The 16,668-nt window shown below is 61.7% G+C and carries 15 protein-coding genes; 8 read left to right on the top strand and 7 right to left on the bottom strand.

The window, feature by feature from the left end; all coding sequences use genetic code 11:
* Positions 1 to 24 precede the first annotated feature (24 nt).
* From Tel_02475 to Tel_02445, 7 genes are all read right to left on the bottom strand, one after another.
* Complete coding sequence (locus tag Tel_02475; protein ID ALP52096.1) at positions 25 to 588, bottom strand: hypothetical protein; 564 nt, start codon at positions 586 to 588, stop codon at positions 25 to 27.
* Between the two features lie 43 nt (positions 589 to 631).
* Positions 632 to 1,453, bottom strand: coding sequence for a hypothetical protein (locus Tel_02470; GenBank protein ALP52095.1), 822 nt, complete (start codon positions 1,451 to 1,453; stop codon positions 632 to 634).
* A 123-nt stretch (positions 1,454 to 1,576) separates the two neighbouring features.
* Positions 1,577 to 2,311, bottom strand: coding sequence for an acyl-phosphate glycerol 3-phosphate acyltransferase (locus Tel_02465; GenBank protein ID ALP52094.1), 735 nt, complete (start codon positions 2,309 to 2,311; stop codon positions 1,577 to 1,579).
* 10 nt (positions 2,312 to 2,321) lie between these two features.
* Positions 2,322 to 2,864, bottom strand: coding sequence for a hypothetical protein (locus Tel_02460; GenBank protein ID ALP52093.1), 543 nt, complete (start codon positions 2,862 to 2,864; stop codon positions 2,322 to 2,324).
* A 3-nt stretch (positions 2,865 to 2,867) separates the two neighbouring features.
* Positions 2,868 to 4,958 carry a hypothetical protein gene (locus tag Tel_02455; protein ALP52092.1) on the bottom strand — a complete coding sequence of 697 codons (2,091 nt, stop codon included), beginning with the start codon at positions 4,956 to 4,958 and terminating at the stop codon, positions 2,868 to 2,870.
* On the bottom strand, positions 4,955 to 5,902 hold the full coding sequence (locus Tel_02450) for a glycine--tRNA ligase subunit alpha (GenBank protein ID ALP54706.1): 948 nt from the start codon (positions 5,900 to 5,902) through the stop codon (positions 4,955 to 4,957). Before Tel_02450 ends, Tel_02455 begins: the two co-directional genes overlap by 4 nt.
* A 71-nt stretch (positions 5,903 to 5,973) precedes the next feature.
* Complete coding sequence (locus tag Tel_02445; GenBank protein ALP52091.1) at positions 5,974 to 6,963, bottom strand: hypothetical protein; 990 nt, start codon at positions 6,961 to 6,963, stop codon at positions 5,974 to 5,976.
* Positions 6,964 to 7,191: 228 nt separating this feature from the next.
* Between Tel_02445 and Tel_02440 the strand changes: the two genes are divergently transcribed.
* From Tel_02440 to Tel_02405, 8 genes are all read left to right on the top strand, one after another.
* Positions 7,192 to 7,767: a hypothetical protein gene (locus Tel_02440; GenBank protein ID ALP52090.1), complete on the top strand. Its 576-nt coding sequence runs from the start codon at positions 7,192 to 7,194 to the stop codon at positions 7,765 to 7,767.
* A gap of 81 nt (positions 7,768 to 7,848) precedes the next feature.
* Positions 7,849 to 8,892 (top strand): tRNA (5-methylaminomethyl-2-thiouridylate)-methyltransferase, encoded by a 1,044-nt coding sequence (locus Tel_02435; protein ID ALP52089.1) that lies wholly within the window; start codon positions 7,849 to 7,851, stop codon positions 8,890 to 8,892.
* Positions 8,889 to 9,122 (top strand): hypothetical protein, encoded by a 234-nt coding sequence (locus Tel_02430; GenBank protein ALP52088.1) that lies wholly within the window; start codon positions 8,889 to 8,891, stop codon positions 9,120 to 9,122. The genes Tel_02435 and Tel_02430 overlap by 4 nt, the downstream gene beginning before the upstream one ends.
* A 239-nt stretch (positions 9,123 to 9,361) precedes the next feature.
* Positions 9,362 to 10,768 carry a glutamine synthetase gene (gene glnA / locus Tel_02425; GenBank protein ID ALP52087.1) on the top strand — a complete coding sequence of 469 codons (1,407 nt, stop codon included), beginning with the start codon at positions 9,362 to 9,364 and terminating at the stop codon, positions 10,766 to 10,768.
* Positions 10,769 to 11,014: 246 nt separating this feature from the next.
* Entirely contained in the window at positions 11,015 to 12,088 is a 1,074-nt protein-coding gene (locus Tel_02420; protein ALP52086.1) for a PAS domain-containing sensor histidine kinase, read from the top strand.
* The gene (gene glnG / locus Tel_02415) at positions 12,085 to 13,497 is read left to right on the top strand and encodes a nitrogen regulation protein NR(I) (protein ALP52085.1); all 1,413 of its coding nucleotides are present in this window, start codon (positions 12,085 to 12,087) and stop codon (positions 13,495 to 13,497) included. Before Tel_02420 ends, glnG begins: the two co-directional genes overlap by 4 nt.
* 84 nt (positions 13,498 to 13,581) lie before the next feature.
* Positions 13,582 to 14,055, top strand: coding sequence for an rRNA methylase (locus Tel_02410; protein ALP52084.1), 474 nt, complete (start codon positions 13,582 to 13,584; stop codon positions 14,053 to 14,055).
* Positions 14,056 to 14,073: 18 nt separating this feature from the next.
* Positions 14,074 to 16,665 (top strand): hypothetical protein, encoded by a 2,592-nt coding sequence (locus Tel_02405; protein ID ALP52083.1) that lies wholly within the window; start codon positions 14,074 to 14,076, stop codon positions 16,663 to 16,665.
* Positions 16,666 to 16,668 lie beyond the last annotated feature (3 nt).

Genomic DNA, 16,668 nt, shown 5'->3' with positions numbered 1-16,668 from the left:
CGCGGTCCCGGTGAGAAATGCGGCTTAATTGCGCTTGGCCTCGACCTGGAAATGCAGCTTCATCTCATCGCCCACCGCCGGTAAAGCGTAGGTGACACCGAAATCCGAACGCTTGATCTTGCCTTCCGCATCGAAGCCGCAGACAAAGGTGCCCTTCTGCATCGGATGCTCGCCGCAATTGATGCTCTTCACATCCAGGGTCACGGGCTTGCTGACGCCCATAATGGTGAGCTCGCCTTCCACCTTGGCGGTCTTGTCGTCATTGATAACGACATTGGTGGACTCATAAGTGATCTCGGGAAATTCCGCGGCATTGAGAAAATCAGGCGATCGCAAATGATCGTCACGCTTCTTCATACCGGTGTCCACGGATGCAGCGTCGATCACGATATCGACCTCACCGGTATTGTTTTCCCAATCGATGATCAATTCACCTTCAGTCTTACCAAAACGACCATGCATGGTGGAAAAGCCGAGATGATTGATCTCGAAATTAGGATATGTGTGAAACGGATCGATGGTGTATTCCTCCGCCGCATAGGCTGACACGGACACCGTCATGGCGACGGCCAAACAAACGTTACGCATTGCTACTCCCCTTTCATTGTCGAGTTGAAGTTCCTACAAAAATTTAGATCGGCGGTGCACCCGCCTCCCGCCACGTCAGGAATATTGCCAGCGCCGCGGGCACGCAGGCAATCAATACAGTCACCATGGTCAGCAGCCAGCGCGGCATAGCCGCGCTCAGCGGTACACGCATCAGCAGCGGTATCAAGGCCAACAGCAACAGGCTGTACCAGGGCAGTTTGGCATACACCACCGCCCCCAGACCCAGCAAGGCGTTCACCGCCACCAAGGGCACCAGCATGACGGAACCGGCCGCCACGGGTTTGTTCAAGAATTGCAAAAGCAGGCGCGCGCCCACCGCCGCGGCAATCGCCGAGGCCAGCTGGCCGTACAAAGCGGTGGCACCGAGCAAGGCCGACAGCCCGGTACCTAACGACAGGGCGAAGACCACGCTGTCGGCCTGCAAGGCCTTGTCACGCAAGGCCTCACAACTCACCACCAGCCAGGCCACATAGGCCGGCCCGGCGATGGCCAGGGCCCAGAGCTGCCAGCCGTCCATGAAGCGGAAACGGGGCCAGACCAGCCACAAGGCGGCGGCCACGGCGGCGACAAACAGCAACCCCGGCGCCGCGCGCCGCCACGGCAATAAGTCCAGCAACAATCCGAGCCCCACGGCGATGCCGCCCAGCAGCAGGATCTTGCGATCGCTGCGTAATGGAAACAGTTCAAAGCCGGTGAGCACATAGGCGGTGGCGGCGAAACCGGCCACGGCCGACAGGCCGGCCCAGACCCAACCGTGGGGTCGCAGGATCAGCGCCACAATCAGACTCACGACAAAGGGCAGGAATGCGGATTGAAACAGGGGGTCGTTGAACAGCTGGTCCATGCCGGCCTTTCTTTGAAATCGTTCCCAATAGGGCAACAGCTTAACAACATAGTTCACAAGTTCACACAGATGGAACCCGCGAAAGGTTAAACAGTGTTAACAACCTTTTGCTAAGAGTGGTTGTTACTTGCGTTCAACGATCTCTTCCGGCTGGCCGGTGATGTCGGTCATCGCCTCGATCATCCATTGCTCGGCGCGCGCGTTGATTTCGGCGGCGTTGTGCACTCGACTGTCGATGACCGGGCCGATCCTGAGGGTAATCACACCGGGCGTTTTGAGGAAACGGTGACGCGGCCAGTAATGGCCGGCATTATGGGCGATGGGCACCACCGGATGGCCGCTCTTCTCCGCCAGCATGGCGCCGCCCAGACCGAAACGACGCATCTTGCCCGGCGCCATGCGCGTGCCCTCGGGAAACACGATCAGCCAACGCCCTTCGGCGAGACAGCGCTTACCCCGCTCCACCAGCTGTTTTAACGCCTTGCGCCCGGAGGCGCGGTCGATGGCCACCGGTTTCAACATGGCCAGCCCCCAGCCGAAAAACGGTACCCGCAGCAGTTCGCGCTTGAGCACCCAGGTCTGCGGCGGCAGGATACCCTGCAAGGCCAGGGTCTCCCAGGTCGAGGCGTGCTTGCAGTAGACAATGGCCGCTTCGCGCGGCAGATGCTCCAAGCCCTCGACACGGTAAGTCAGTCTGCAGGTGACCTTCAGCCACCAGATGTTGAAGCGCGCCCATTGAGAAATAAAGCGATAACGGGTCCTGAAGGAAAGGGGGTACAGCAGCACGGCGGGTATGGCGAACACAATCGCCGATACCACCATGGTGATAAAAAAGATCGTCGAACGTAGCAGCTGCATGATGGCGCGGTCAGTCCTCTTCCACCAACAACACGTCCACAAATGTGGCCAGGTCGGCGTAGACCTCGCAGTCCAGCTTACCCCCCAACTTATCCAGGGTGCGCTGACCCTTACCGGTGCGCACCAGCACGGGTCGCGCGCCGACGGCCTCGGCAGCCTGCAAATCGCGCAGCGAATCCCCCACCGCAGCCACACCGTTGAGTTCGACGCGCAAGCGATCGCCGATGTCGCGCAACATGCCGGGCTTGGGTTTGCGGCAGTCGCAACCGTCGTCCGGGCCGTGGGGACAGAAAAACACCGCTTCGACGCTGCCGCCCGCGGCGCCGACCAGTTGATGCATTTTGTCGTGCATTTGCGCCAGGGTATCGAGATCGAACAGGCCGCGCGCAATGCCGGACTGATTGGTGGCCACCAGCACGCGGTAGTCGTTCATGGAGAGTTTGGCGATGGCCTCGATGCTGCCGGGGATGGGCCGCCACTCATCGACCGATTTGATGTAGTCGTCCGAGTCTTCGTTGATGACGCCGTCGCGGTCGAGGATGATGAGTTTCATTATTTATCCTTGTAACTGAGACACGTCGGCGACCCGCAAAAACAACTCGCGCAGACTGTTGAGCAGCGCCAGGCGATTGCGACGCACACCCTCGTCTTCGGCCATCACCATCACCTCATCGAAGAAGGCGTCCACCGGTTGGCGCAGCTCGGCCATCTGCTGCAGGGCGGTGCTGTAGTCGAACTTTTCCAGCTCCGGTTTCACCGCCGCGCCGACCTTGACGATACGCTCGGCCAGCACTTGCTCCTCTTGCTCTTGCAGCAGGGTGCTATCGACCTGATCGCTGAACGTCTCACCCTTCTCCCGGGCCTGACGCAGGATGTTGGAGGCACGCTTGTTGGCCGCCGCCAGCGACTCGGCCTCGGCCAGTTCACGAAAGGCGTTGACCGCGCGCACGCGCTGATCGAAATCATAGGGCCGCGTGGGCCGTACCGCCAGCACCGCTTCGAACACATCCACTGAAATACCGATGTCGCTGTAGTAGACGCGCAGGCGCTCCATCATGAAGTCGAACACCTGGCCGTCGAGCTTGGCGTCGAACGCATTACCGCCGGTTTTATAGTGGGCGATGCTCTCGTCGATGAGGTTGGTCAGATCCAGCTCCAACCTCTGTTCGATGAGGGTACGCAACACCCCCAGAGCGGCACGGCGCAGGGCGAAGGGGTCTTTCGAACCGGTGGGCGGCTGACCGATGCCGAAGATGCCCACCAGGGTATCGAGCTTATCGGCGATGGCGACCGCCTGACCGACCGGATTGGCGGGTAATCGGTCGCCGGCGAAGCGCGGCATGTATTGCTCGTCCATGGCGGCGACCACCTCGGCAGGCTCGCCGTCATGGGCGGCGTAGTAACGCCCCATGGTGCCCTGCAGTTCGGGGAATTCACCCACCATCTCGGACATGAGATCGCACTTGGCCAACTGCCCGGCGCGTTCCGCCTCACTGCGTTGGGCGCCCAACTGTTCGGCAATAGCACCGGCCAGTCCGGCGATGCGTTCCGATTTGTGGAACAGGGTGCCGAGCTGTTTCTGGAACACCACGTGCTTCAGCGCATCACGATACCCGGCCAGTGACTGCTTGCGATCCTGATGCCAGAAGAATTCGGCGTCGGCCAGGCGCGGCCGGATGACGCGCTCGTTGCCGTCGCGCACGGCGCTGATGTCCTTGCTGTCGATGTTGCTGACGGTGATGAAATTGGGCATCAGTGTGTCATCGGCGTCGACCACGTGGAAATACTTCTGGTGGCCCTTCATGGCCGAGATCAAGGCCTCGGCGGGGACATCGAGAAAACGCCGGTCGAATGAACCGGCCACGGCCACGGGCCACTCCACCATGCCAGTCACTTCATCCAGCAATGAGGCGTCGATCACCGCCTTGCCGCCCAAGCGCACGGCCGCCTCCTGCACCTGGCCGCGGATCGCCTCGCGGCGTTGCTCGAAATCGGCGACGACGCGCCCTTCGGTCTCCAGCAACGGGGCGTATTCGGAGGGCTGGTTAATGCTGATGGCATGCGGGTGATGAAAACGGTGGCCGCGGGTCTCACGGCCCGATTCAACCGCCAGGATCTCGGTGTCGATCACCTCTTCACCCAACAACAGCACCAGCCAGTGCACCGGGCGCACGAACTCGGCGCTGAGATCGCCCCAACGCATGCGTTTGGGGATGGGCAGTTTATCCAGCGCGTGCTGCACGATGGCGGGCAACAACTCCCGGGCGCCCTTGCCCTGTTCGAAACCGCGATGCACCAGCCAGCTGCCCTTGTCGGTCTCCAGGGTTTCCAACTCTTCCACTTGCACGCCGCAGGAACGGGCGAAACCTTGGGCCGCCTTGGTGGGCAGGCCGTTGTCGTCGAAGGCGGCCTGCACGGCAGGACCGCGCCGTTCAAGCTGTTTGTCGGGCTGGGCGGTTTGCAGGGCCTCGACCCATACCGCAAGACGCCGTGGCGCGGCGTAGCTGTGCACGGCGGAGTGGCTCAGGTGTTCATTCTGCAAGCCTTCGACAATGCCGGCAGTGAAGGCGTCGGCGAGTTTTTTGAGTGCCTTGGGCGGCAGCTCTTCGGTACCCAGTTCGACCAGAAAATCCTTGCGTTCCATCAGCCCTGCCCTCCCTGTTTCAGCCCCTGCCTCAACATAGGAAAGCCCAACTCTTCGCGTTTGTGGTAGTAGGCCTCGGCCACGGCACGCGACAGGGCGCGCACCCGGCCGATGAAGCGGGCCCGCTCAGTCACGGAGATGGCGTGGCGGGCGTCGAGCAGATTGAAGGTATGGGAGGCCTTGAGCATCTGTTCATAGGCGGGCAGGGGCAGACCCAGCGCGATGAGTTTGTTGCTTTCGCGTTCGCAGTTGTCGAACCAGTCGAACAGGGGCGCCACTTCGGCGTGTTCGAAATTGTAGGCCGACTGCTCCACCTCGTTCTGGTGAAACACGTCGCCGTAACTCACATCACCATCCGGGCCGCGGGTCCAGACCAGGTCGTAGACGCTGTCCACCCCCTGCATGTACATGGCCAGGCGTTCCAGGCCGTAGGTGATCTCGCCGGTGACCGGTTTGCAGTCCAGCCCGCCGACCTGCTGAAAGTAGGTGAACTGGGTCACCTCCATGCCATTGAGCCACACCTCCCAGCCCAGGCCCCAGGCGCCCAGGGTGGGCGACTCCCAGTTATCCTCGACGAAGCGGATGTCGTGCACCAGCGGATCGAAACCGAGCAGCTCGAGCGAGCCGAGATAAAGCTCCTGAATCGCCAACGGTGAGGGTTTGAGCACCACCTGAAACTGATAGTAGTGCTGCAGGCGGTTGGGGTTCTCGCCGTAGCGGCCGTCGGTGGGGCGGCGCGAGGGCTGCACGTAGGCGGCGCGCCACGGCTCGGGGCCGATGGCGCGCAGGAAGGTGGCGGTGTGAAAGGTACCGGCACCCACTTCCATGTCGTAGGGTTGCAGCACGATGCAGCCGTGTTCGGCCCAATAGCTTTGCAGGGCGAGGATCATGCCCTGAAAGGTGGAGAGATCGTAATCGGCGCCGGCCGGCCGGGGTTCCTGATTCAACATAACTGCCTGTTGTTCCCGCGAGAAAAACGGGAAGTATACCGGTTGCCGAGTTAAGAATGTAAGGGCGGCTAGAGCCGCAGCGCCAGCCCCAGGTTAAAGGCCAGCGATTCCCAGTTGACCTGGTTCAAGGGGGTCTCCACGCGACTGCCGTCACTGAAATACACCCGGTCGATGCCGGGGTCGGTGTCCCATTTGCCGTAATTGACGCCGAACTTGAGCAGCAGCGCCGGACTCAATGCGTATTCCCCCCCCACGCCGAGCACCAGACCCTGACCATCGGCCCAATGGGCGAAACTGACCGGATGCGCCAAGTCCTGGCGCAGATTCCAATTGGCCACGGCGGCGTAGTCACCGGTGTGGAATTGCGCATTCAGCCGCAGACTCAGCCGGGGCGTCAGCGTCCGCCAGATATCCAGACCCACCCAGCCGGTGGTCCATTCAGTATCGTAGCTGCTGTTCAGGCCGGCCAGCAGGTCCGGTCCCACGACGCTGGTGTCGGGTACCCCGGCCTGAGGATGACCGAGCCGCTCGGCATAGGGCACATAAAGCGTTTGGTAACCGTCGTTCATGCCGAAATTCTGTTGATGAATGGCGGCACCCACCACTGGCATGATGTGGATGGGAGAGGCGTCGCCCCAGGCGACATCGTAGCGATAACCGAGACTGATACCGGCGTCCAAGGTATCACCGAACACGCCGTTATCGGAGCGCGAGAACTCACCCTGACGATTGTCGTAATCGTAATCGGAATCGCGGTTGTCACCGTCCAGCACCTCGCCGTAAAAGGCCTGCCCACGCAGGTACAGGCGCCCATCGCGGGCCTCGAAGGACAGACCGACCTGGGCGATCTGCACATCACTCCAGCTCAGCTCCGATAACACATTGACGTACTCGCCAGAGCGCTGCTGATCGGGATTCCCCGAGTCGGTATTCCAGCCGGCGATATTCCAGTCCAGCGCATCGAAACGGTAACCACCCTCGAGGGCGACGGCAAGCGCCGTCTCGGCGACGGCGGGAGCCGCACACAAGAGCAGCAATGCCGCCAGACCCGCGCGCACGGGCGCGACGCTCGCGGCCCGGGCATGGCGATTTATGTCACAACATCCGGCAAATCCAGTCCCCATACACATGCGTCCATAGTCAATTAAGCAACCCTTTCATCTTGACGGCAGCCGCCCGCCATCCTTAAGCCGCAGCCGGCATATCAAACTCTCACACTCAAGCGCTTGTCGCCAAGCACCGATATCCATAGTATGGAACTGTGTTTGCGGAATGAGGGATAGCCTATGACAAGCTTGGTATTGGAACCCACCAGCACGGCACTGTGGCAGGCCTTGGTCAGCGACGCCGAAGCGGCGGCCAACCGCCAACTCGACGAAACCCTGGAAAGCTACCTGGTGCTGACCCTGATGCGCTTTACCCAGCGACCGGAATTGGTCAGCAGCGTCATGGCCTTGGAGTTTCTCGACAGCGCTCAGAAAGCCGGCCAACAGCAACACGCGCAGTTGCGTGACGTGGGCGATAAATGTCTGCTGGTGTCGGGGCTATTTCCGCAAAATGCCAAGCGACGCCTGGTCAGCATCGGCTATTTCGTTAACATGGGCCGCAGTGCCTACCAGCAATTACATGATAAGATTCACGGTTTCTACGGTCAGCTGGCGGCGGACTTCATCCCCATGATGGATGTACTGCACGCCATGCGCGAATTAAACGATCAATCGCAGCACATCGACCTGCTCGATGCCTTCGAATTGTGGGAAGAAACCGGCAGCCAGCATGCCTTAGAACGCGTCAAGGACGGCAGTTCGGGCGGCCACATGATTAAGCGCGACTGGATCGACGGCGCCGACACCAGCCACTAACCCTGCCAACCCTGACTTAAATTAGGCCGCCAAATTTGGTATATTTGGCGGCCTTTTTCAGCTCGGTCGTTTTCAATCCTCATGTCTAAACAAGTCAAAGCGGCGGCCCTCATCTCCGGCGGTCTGGATTCCATGCTGGCGGTACGCGTCATGCAGGAACAGGGCGTCCATGTGGAGGGCATCAACTTCTTCACCGGCTTTTGCGTCGAGGGTCATACCCACGCGATCCGCAAACAGGACCAGAAGAAACAGAAGCGCAACAACGCCCTGTGGGTGGCGGAGCAGTTGGGCGTCAAGCTACATATCATTGACGTCATCGAGGAATACAAAGACGTGCTGATCAATCCCAAGCACGGTTATGGCGCCAACCTCAATCCCTGTCTGGACTGCAAGACCTTCATGGTGCGCAAGGCGCTGCAATGGATCGAGGAGAACAATTTCGACTTCATCATCACCGGCGAGGTGGTGGGCCAGCGCCCCATGTCGCAGCGCAAGGACACCATGCCGGTGGTGGCGCGCGACTCCGGCGCCGGCGGCCTGCTGGTGCGCCCCTTGAGCGCCCAAAATCTGCCCGCCACCATCCCCGAGCAAAAGGGTTGGATCGACCGCGAACGGCTCCACGGCTTCAGCGGCCGCAGCCGCAAACCGCAAATGGCCCTGGCCCAGCAGTTCGGCTTCGACGACTACGCCCAACCCGCCGGCGGGTGCTGTTTTCTCACCGATGAAAGCTATTCCAAAAAGCTGGTGGACCTGTGGCAGGTACGCGGCAGCAAAGAGTATGAATTCGACGATGTCATGCTGCTCAAGGTCGGACGCCACATCCGCCCGCGCCCCCACTTCAAGCTGATCGTCGGCCGCGAGGAGGGGGAAAATCGCTTCATGGAAGGCTATAAAAAGCGCTTCCCCTACTTCTACTGCAAAAGCCATCCCGGCCCCCTGGTGCTGGCCGACGGCGAACTCAACCAAGACGATATCGAACTGGCCGGCCGCATCACCGCCCGCTTCGGCCAGGGCAAGCACGCGCCCGAAGTGGTGGTGCACTACGTCACCCCCGACGGCCGCGAGCAACCCTATGCCGTCGCCCCCTTAAGTGAGACCGAATTTCCCAAGGATTGGTACATATGAGCGCCCACACACTGGACGTCAAGGGCCAGCTCTGCCCCATCCCCGTCATCCGCACCCAGAACCAGGCGAAAAAACTTGCACCCGGCGATGTGTTGGAGGTACTGTGCACGGACCCTGGGGCGATGCATGATATTCCCGCCTGGTGCCGCATAAACGGGCATACCGTGCTCAGTAATAAAACCAGAGAAGACGGCAAACTCATTGTTATCACCCTGGAAATCGGCGCGTGACCCGACTATCGCGCCAAAACAGTGCACCCCATTGCTTGGGCGCACTGTTTTGGGGCAACCACTATCCATCAGTTACAACTAATTCCTTGTCAGTGTTTGGATTTTTTTGGGGCAGTCAGGTGGCATGTTTCGTGCAGAATGCACCCGGACTGAAGAAAATTCAGGGGCGACCCGTAACGACCGGGCGACCAACCTTTTAACTTGCAACTACGGAATATTTCCGGAGGGAGAAGAAAGCAATGTCAGCCGAAGTGCTTAATACTATCAAAGAAAACGACGTTAAATTCGTTGACTTCCGTTTTACCGACACCCGCGGCAAGGAACAGCATGTTTCCGTCCCCGCCAAGGTCATCAGCGAAGATGATTTCAAAGACGGCAAAATGTTCGACGGCTCGTCCATTGCCGGCTGGAAAGGTATCGAAGCCTCCGACATGGTGCTGATGCCCGATCCCGACACCGCCGTGCTTGACCCCTTCTCCGACGAAAGCACCCTGATCCTGCGCTGTGACATCCTCGAGCCCAACACCATGCAGGGCTACGAGCGCGACCCCCGCTCCGTCGCCAAGCGCGCCGAGGCCTATTTAAAGTCCACCGGCATCGCCGATACCGCCTTCTTCGGCCCGGAACCTGAGTTTTTCGTCCTCGACGACGTCCGCTGGGGCGCCGACATCAGCGGCTCCTTCGTCAAGATCGACTCCGAAGAGGCGGAATGGAACTCCGAGCGCGTCTACGAAGGCGGCAACATGGGCCACCGCCCCACGCTCAAAGGCGGTTACTTCCCGGTGCCGCCGGTGGACAGCCTGCACGACATGCGCTCCGCCATGTGCCTGGCCCTGGAGGAAATGGGCGTTGAGGTCGAGGTTCACCACCACGAGGTGGCCACCGCCGGTCAGTGTGAAATCGGCACCAAGTTCAACACCCTGGTCAAGCGTGCCGACCAAAACCAGATCATGAAATATGTCATCCAGAATGTCGCCCACGCCTACGGCAAGACGGCCACCTTCATGCCCAAGCCCCTGGTCGGCGACAACGGCTCCGGTATGCATGTGCATCAGTCCCTGGCCAAAGACGGCGAGAACCTGTTCAACGGCAACCAATACGGCGGCCTGTCCGAAACCGCGCTCTACTACATCGGCGGCATCATCAAGCACGCCCGCGCCCTGAACGCCCTGACCAACGCCTCGACCAACTCGTACAAGCGTTTGGTACCCGGCTTCGAAGCCCCGGTGCTGCTGGCCTACTCGGCCCGCAACCGCTCAGCATCGATTCGCATTCCCTTCGTCGCCAATCCAAAAGGCCGTCGCATCGAGGTGCGCTTCCCCGACCCGACCGCCAACCCCTATCTGGCCTTCTCGGCCATGATGTTGGCCGGTCTGGACGGCATCCAGAACAAGGTGCACCCGGGCGACGCCATGGACAAGAACCTCTACGACCTGCCCCCGGAAGAACTGAAGGACATCCCCACGGTATGCTCCTCCCTGGATCAGGCCCTGGAGGCTCTGGACGCGGATCGCGGTTTCCTGACCGCCGGCGGCGTCTTCACCGACGATATGCTGGATGGTTACATCGCCCTGAAGATGGATGAGGTCACCCGTCTGCGTATGACCACGCACCCGGTTGAGTTCGACATGTACTACAGCCTATAAATAGGGCAGTCAATGCAACGCCAGCCCCCGCCACAGCGGGGGTTTTTTTTGCTGTACGACGACCCGCACTATTTTGGTGCAAACAGTCTATACTCAGTGCACGCAAGCGGACTTTGTGTCTCCGCAAAGGGGCTCAAATCGCCGCTCCGCATCACAGGGTATTTGACAAGCAGTTGTTATTGTTTGTTTTTAATATCAACTCCCAAAAACAGTGCAACTTGGCTCGGAGATTGCTAAAGCAGCTATATGACCCAAGACTTGATTCAACAGAACGCCCTGTTTAAGCGCATATTGGACAACGCCAATACCGCCCTCCTGGTGTTTGATCGGCAGCTGCGGCTGAATTACCTGAACCCGGCCGGTGAGATGCTGTTCGCCCTCAGCCTGCACCGGGCCGAAGGCATCGGCCTCGCCGCATTGTTCGCCGACTCCTGCAAATTCATCAGCAACGTGGAGCAGGCACTGCACAGCAATCACCCCTTCACCGAGCGCGAACTGGCGTTCTCCCTGCCCAATAATCGCCATATCACCGCCGACTGCACCGTCACCCCACTCGCCGAAGACAGCGCCGATGCCAAGCTGCTGGTGGAACTGGCCCAGGTCGACCGCCAGCTGCGCATCGCCCGCGAGGAGCACCTACTGGCTCAGCACAACGCCACCCGCGACGTCATCCGCGGCCTGGCCCATGAGATCAAAAACCCCTTGGGCGGTCTGCGCGGCGCCGCCCAACTGCTGCAGGCCGAACTCGATGATGACCAGCTTAAGGAATATACCGCCATCATCATCCAGGAGGCCGACCGGCTGCAGAACCTGATGAACCGCATGCTCGGCCCCAACACCCTGCCGCACAAGCAAAGCACCAACATTCATGAGCTGCTGGAACGGGTGCGGCAACTGGTGAAGACCGAATTGCCGGCCGGCATCGAGATTCAGCGCGATTACGACCCCAGCGTGCCCAACGTCTACGCCGATCCGGACCAGCTCATCCAGGCGGTACTGAATCTGACCCGCAACGCCGTGCAGGCGCTCAAGGACCAAGGCACGATCGTGTTGCGCTCACGCATCCAACGCCAGATCACTCTGGGGCAGAAGCGTCATAAGCTGGCCGCCTGCATCGAGGTAATCGACGACGGCCCGGGCATCGAGGCAGACATGCTGGACAGGATGTTTTACCCCATGGTCACAGGACGGGCCGACGGGACAGGCCTGGGACTCCCCATCGCCCAGGCACTTATCAATCAACACGGAGGACTGATCGAATGCAGCAGTCGACCAGGCGAAACGATTTTCACGATTTTACTTCCGCTGGAGAAGGCATGAAGGAAAGCAGGACCCGCGTCTGGGTCATCGATGACGACCGTTCCATCCGCTGGGTGCTGGAGAAGGCCCTGGAGAAGGCGGACATGGACGTCACCGCTTTTGAGAACGGCCTGAATGTCATCGAGCAGCTGGCCAAGCAAGCGCCCGACGTCATCATCTCCGACATCCGCATGCCGGGCACCGACGGCCTCACCCTGCTGGACCGCATCCACAGCGAGCAGCCCGAGCTGCCGGTGATCATCATGACGGCCCACTCCGACCTGGACAGCGCCGTCTCGGCCTATCAGGGCGGCGCTTTCGAATACATGCCCAAGCCCTTCGACACGGACGAGGCGGTGGACCTGGTGCGGCGCGCCATCGACCACCGGCGCCAGGCCAAGGAGGCCCGAACGGCGGCCCAGACAGAGGAAATGCCCGAGATCATCGGCGAAGCGCCGGCCATGCAGGAGGTATTTCGCGCCATCGGCCGGCTGTCGCGCTCCAACATCACCGTGCTCATCAATGGCGAATCGGGCACCGGCAAGGAGCTGGTGGCCCAGGCCCTGCACCGTCACAGTCCGCGCGCCGAGAAGCCCTTCATCGCCCTGAATACCGCCGCCATCCCGCGCGACCTGCTGGAGTCCGAGCTGTTCGGCCACGAGCGCGGCGCCTTCACCGGCGCCCAGAGCAGCCGTCGCGGACGCTTTGAACAGGCCGACGGCGGCACCCTGTTCCTGGACGAGATCGGCGACATGCCGGCCGAACTGCAGACCCGCCTGCTGCGCGTGCTGGCCGACGGCGAGTTCTACCGTGTCGGCGGCCACACCCCCATCAAGGTGGACGTGCGCATCATCGCCGCCACCCATCAGAACCTGGAGACCCGGGTGGAAAAGGGGCTGTTCCGCGAAGACCTGTTCCATCGTCTCAATGTCATCCGCATCCACATCCCGGCCCTGCGCGAGCGGCGCGAGGACATCCCGCTGCTGCTCAAGTACTTCCTCGCCGCCGCCGCCGAGGAGCTCGACGTCGAACCCAAGACCCTGCGCCCCGAGGTGGCGGAATACATGAGCCGTCTGGAATGGCCCGGCAATGTGCGTCAGCTGGAGAATATCTGCCGCTGGCTGACGGTAATGGCCTCGGGACGCGAAGTGCACATGGACGACCTGCCGCCGGAGCTGAAAACGCCCCAGGGCGTGGAATCCAACACCAACGATTGGGAATCGGCGCTGAAACGCTGGAGCGAGCAATTCCTCGTCGGCGGCGCCACCGACCTGCTCGACACCGCCATGCCCGCCTTCGAACGCATCGTCATCAAATGCGCCCTGATGCATTCCGGCGGCCGGCGCCAGGATGCCGCCAAGCTGCTGGGATGGGGCCGCAACACCCTGACGCGCAAGATTAAAGAGCTGAATATGGACGGGGAGGTCTGAGCGCCCCAGCCCCTGGCGAATACAACAAGCCGGCGGTGAGGATTCGGTTGGAAAGCGCGGTGGCGCTGTGTATGCTTCCAGCCCATGTTCCACATCGCCCTATTCCAGCCGGAAATCCCGCCCAACACCGGCAACGTCATCCGCCTGTGTGCCAACACCGGTTCGCAGCTGCATCTGATCCATCCGCTCGGCTTCGAACTCAACGACCGTAAACTGCGCCGTGCCGGCCTGGATTATCACGAATTCGCCAGCGTGCATACCTACCCCGACCTGGATGCCCTGCTGCACAGGCTGCGACCCGCGCGCGTCTTCGCCTTTTCCACCCACGGCCGGCGCTGCTACTCTGACCCGGCGTACCGCCCCGGCGACCTGTTGCTGTTCGGCCCCGAGACCCGCGGCCTGCCGCCCGAGCTGCGCCGACAACTGGCGCCGGAGCAGGTATTGCGCCTGCCCATGAAACCGAACAGTCGCAGCCTGAATTTGTCCAACACCGTGTCGATAGTGTTATATGAGGCATGGCGACAAAACGGCTTTGCCTTGTCCAAAGATAGCGAATGAGCGAGTAGTCAGCCGAGCATGCCAGCCTCTTCCCCCCTAGCCCGTCCCCTGCGCCTGGTGGCGCTGATCGCGCTGCTGCTCTGCCTCGGCGCCGGGCTGAGCGGCTGTATTAATGACAGCACCACCAATCCGCCCGTTAGCGACCCCACCCCCGACAGCGATGCCGGCCAGGATGGCGGCGTCACCAATCCTCCGGCCACGCCGCCCCCGCCCAGCGGCCCCACCTCGGGCCTGAAACTCATCGCCAGCGGCGCCGCCCACAACTGCACCATTCGCAACGGCGACAACAGCCTGTGGTGCTGGGGCGAGAACGACGCCGGCCAGCTCGGCAACGGCGCCCGCTTCGACGCCAGCAGCTTTATCCGCATCGGCAGCGAGGCCTGGACCCAGGTCGCCGCCGGAGAGCGCCACAGTTGCGGCATCCTGGAGGACAAGACGCTGTGGTGCTGGGGCGCCAATGAAGCGGGACAGTTGAGCGGCGGCACCGTCGCCGCCGACCAACCGGTCCAAGTCGGCAGCGATGAAGACTGGCACCGCGTCGCCGTGGGCAGCGACCACAGCTGCGCAATCAAAAAGATCCCCGTGCCCGATTCCGATCCCGTCGCCTATACCTATCCGCTCTATTGCTGGGGCGACAACAGCCAATCCCAATTGGGCGAAACAAGCACCGACAGTGACGGCAATCCCAGCAACATGAGCATAACGCCGCTGCGCGTCGGCAACGACAACGACTGGGACAGCCTCAGTCTGGGCGATCAGTACAGTTGCGCGCTCAAAAAGATCCCCGTGCCCGATTCCGATCCCGTCGCCTATACCTATCCGCTCTATTGCTGGGGCGACAATGCAACGGGCCAGTTGGGCCTGGGCGACACCACGGACAGGGCCAAGCCCAGCGTCGTGCAGCCGGGCATGACATGGAGTCGCATAGCCGCCGCTGCTGGCCACAGCTGCGCCATCCGGGACGACGACGCCAGCCTCTGGTGCTGGGGCGACAACAGTTTCGGCCAACTGGGACAGGGCACCCTCTCCGCCCCCTCACCCACTCCCTTGGCGGTCCGGGCCAGCACAGAGTGGCGCGCCGTGGCGGTGGGCAAGGGCCACAGCTGCGCCATCGAAAAGAAACCAGTGGCAGGTTCCTCACCGCAGACCTACACCTACCCGCTGTATTGCTGGGGCAACAATGTCGCCGGCCAGCTGGGCGTCGGCACCACCATCGCCCTGGCCACCCCCACCCAAGTGGGCAGCGGTGAAGCCTGGCTCACGCTCAGCGCCGGCGACGACTACAGCTGCGCCATCGACAGCGACTATATCGGTTATTGCTGGGGTCTCAACACCTCCGGCCAACTGGGCAACGGCATTCAACTGGGCACCGACGCGCCGCGCCTGTTCGATGACTCCGACGCTTGGGCGGCCATCGACAGCGGTACCGATCACAGCTGCGGCCTGAAGACCGATCCCGACTCGCCGACCTTGAACGCCCTGTGGTGTGGCGGCGGCAACAACTTCGGCCAGCTCGGCATCGGCTCCCGCGCCAACCAGGCGGCCCCGGTGCGCATCAGAGGGCCGGCAGGCACATTGGACGACTGGCAGGCCGTCGCCACCGGTCACCACTACGCCTGCGCAATTACCGCCGGCGGCACACTCTACTGCTGGGGCAAAAACAAGCACGGCCAGCTGGGACGCGGTCATACCAGCGACAATATCGCCGGCAACTGGTCACTGCAGACACAGGTGTCTCAGGGGGCCGACGATTGGGACGCAATCGCCGCCGGGGCCGGCCACAGCTGCGCCATCAAAGGCGTCAACCGTGACCTGTACTGCTGGGGCGACAACAGCAACGGCCAATTGGGCAACGGCACGACGACTCTCAGCAGCAGCCCGGTCCAGATCGCCGGTTCCTGGCTGGACATGGCGGTCGGCGGCGTTTACTCAGATGCCGACACCTCGGCCGGCGGTCACAGCTGCGCCATCCAGCTGGCCAACCCGAGCGATACCCAGGGCAGCCTGTGGTGCTGGGGCAAGAACGATCTCGGCCAGCTGGGCACCAGCGACACCAGCGAATATCACACACCACAACAAATCACCGCCGTCGATCCCGGCACCACCGTGCTCGCCCCCAATTTCAACACTAGCTGGGTCCGCATCGAGGCTGGCAACAGTTACAGCTGTGCCATCAACGAGGCAGTACCAGACGAGCGCGTGCTTTATTGCTGGGGTGACCACAGTGTCGGCCAGCTCGGTGTGGGCACGGAAGGGGACGCCACGCGAAACCTGCCCACCCTCGTGGACCCGGCCAATACCTGGCAAGATATCGGTTTGGGTCAACAATTTAGCTGCGGCGTCACCACGGCGGGCATCCCCAGATGCTGGGGCGACAACGGCGAGGGGCAGATCAATGCGGCGTCCGATCAGGGCGCCTTTTCCACTCCCCAGACTATTGGATTCAACAACGACTGGACCAACGCCACCGCGGCCAAGACCCACGGCTGCGGCATTCGCGAAGATGCCGTGGGCAACCGCAGCGTGTATTGCTGGGGCGACGGGGCCGAGTATCAATTCGGCGACGGCAACGCCTGGAAGACTACGCCGCAACGACTGTCATTGGAATAAAAC

The sequence above is a fragment of the Candidatus Tenderia electrophaga genome, assembly GCA_001447805.1.
Taxonomy (GTDB): Bacteria; Pseudomonadota; Gammaproteobacteria; order Tenderiales; family Tenderiaceae; genus Tenderia; species Tenderia electrophaga.
This window is presented reverse-complemented; position numbering and strand designations above follow the sequence as displayed.